The sequence below is a fragment of the Streptomyces sp. RP5T genome (genome assembly GCF_003933965.1).
GTDB lineage: Bacteria > Actinomycetota > Actinomycetes > Streptomycetales > Streptomycetaceae > Streptomyces.
This window is the reverse complement of record NZ_RSAJ01000931.1, coordinates 1-2,204: the sequence shown is the minus strand read 5'-3', so window position 1 is coordinate 2,204 and position 2,204 is coordinate 1. Positions and strand designations below refer to the sequence as shown.

The following is a 2,204-nucleotide window of genomic DNA, read 5'->3' as shown; positions in this document are numbered from 1 at the left end:
ATCCCCGACGATCCTGACGATCCCGGCACCCCACCCGGCCGAACAACACCCCACCGCCCGGTCGAATAATCGGGCAAATCCTGGCAAGGTGGCTCCATGGTTGATCGGGGAGCGAGCGCCCTGTCACTCCCGGACGACTGGCCCGCCCACCCGGATCCGATCCTGGCGCTCAACCGCATGGGTAGTTTCGACTGGGACCTGGACACCGGTCTGTTGCACATGGACGCCCAGGCGCACGAGGTCTTCGACCTGCGCCCCGAGGAGTACGACGGAGACCCGATGAGCCTCGCGGTCCGGGTGCCGAGGGCCGAGGCGCATCGCCTGGACGCCCTGGTCGCCCAGGCCATCAAGGACGGCAGCGAGAACTACGGCACCTACTTCCGGCTGCGCCGCCGGGCAGGCACCCTGCGCTGGACCCACACCCAGGGCTACATCCGGCGCGACGAAACGGGACGCCCGCGCCGGATCATCGGGATCGTCCGTGACGCCACCCAGGAGATGGACGAGCTGGAGGCCCGCCGGGAGCAGGCCGACCAGGACGAGGCCCGACGCCGGCAGACCAACGTCGTCCAGCTCACCACGGCCGCCCTCGCGCACGCCCGGACCGTGCAGGACGTCATCGACGTCCTCAAGGACACCCACGGGCTGATCCACCTCGGCGCCACCAGCCTGGTGATGGGCCTGGTCGAGGCGGGCCGCATCCGGCTGATCGCGGAGGGCCCCGCGGGCAGCTTCGTGCCCGGCACCGACATCACCCGGATCGACGAGCCGTACCCCATGAGCGAGGCAGTGCGCACGCTCTCCCCCCAGTTCATCGAGTCGCCGGAGGAGTTCGCGGACCGCTACCCGATCCTGTGGCCGCACATCACCGGCCTCAGGATCACCTCCGCCGCCTACCTCCCGCTGATCGCCGAGGCCCGCCCGATCGGCGCCATGGGCCTGCTCTACAACGACCGGCGCGGCTTCGCCCCCGAGGACCGCAACGTCCTCATCGCCCTCGGCAGCAGCATCGCCCAGAGCCTGCAGCGGGCCATGCTCTACGAGCAGGAGAAGGACCTCGCCGCCGGCCTCCAGCAGGCCATGCTGCCCCGCACCATCCCGAGCGTCCCCGGCGCCGACGTGGCCGTCCGCTACCGGGCCGCCTTCGCCGAGGGCACCCTCGGCCGGGACATCGGCGGCGACTGGTACGACCTGATCCCGCTGCCCGGAGGGTCCCCCTCGGGGGGAGGCCGGGTCGGTGCCGTCATCGGCGACGTCCAGGGCCACGACACCCACGCCGCCGCCGTCATGGGCCAGCTGCGGATCGTGCTGCGGGCCTACGCGGCCGAGGGCCACACCCCGGCCACGGTGATGGCCCGGGCCTCCGTCTTCCTCCACGAACTCGACACCGACCGCTTCGCGACCTGCCTGTACGCCGAGGCCGACCTCGCCACCGGAGTCGTCCAGGTCGTCCGCGCGGGGCACATCGACCCGCTGGTCCGAAACGCCGACGGCAGCTGCCGCCGGGTGACCGTCGACGGAGGGCTGCCGCTCGGGCTGTCCGCCGAGTTCGGGCAGCTCGACTACCCGGTCGCCACCCTCGAACTCGATCCCGGCGGCACCCTGCTGCTGTGCACCGACGGGCTCGTCGAACAGCCCGGCGCCGACCTCGACGACGGCATGCGAACCCTCACGAGTCTCATCGCCGTGGGCCCGGCCGACGTCTGGGAGCTCGCCGACCGGCTCATCGACGTGGCCGAGGAGCGCGCGGGCGACGACGACGTGGCCCTGCTCCTGCTGCGCCGCCGCCCCCTGGAGACCCCGCAGGCCGGCGGCCGCCTCCAGCAGCACGTGGCCCCCGGGGACCCCGAGGCCCTCACCCAGGCCCGGCACATGATCCGGGCCGCGGTCGGTGCGTGGGGCGCGCGGGAGCGCTCCGACGAGATCGAACTGGTCGCCGACGAGCTGATCACCAACGCGCTGATGCACACCGAGGGCTCCGCGATCGTGACCCTGCGGGTCCTGACCGGCTCCGACCGGCGGATGCGCGTCGAGGTCGAGGACTCCTCCAGCGCCCTGCCGCGCCGCCGGGAGGCGGGCGAGTCGGGGGTCTCGGGCCGCGGCCTGCTCCTGGTCGACCTGCTGTGCGACGTGTGGGGCGTGGAGGCGCGGGGCGGCGGGAAGTGCGTGTGGGGCGAGTTCGTCGTACCGGAGCGCACCTGACC

Annotated in this window: 1 protein-coding gene; it reads left to right on the top strand. The window is 72.9% G+C overall.

What is annotated here, in order from left to right; translation table 11 throughout:
* The first annotated feature begins 96 nt into the window (after positions 1-96).
* The gene (locus EHS43_RS43080; protein WP_125195887.1) at positions 97-2,202 is read left to right on the top strand and encodes a SpoIIE family protein phosphatase; all 2,106 of its coding nucleotides are present in this window, start codon (positions 97-99) and stop codon (positions 2,200-2,202) included.
* The last annotated feature ends 2 nt before the right edge of the window (positions 2,203-2,204 follow it).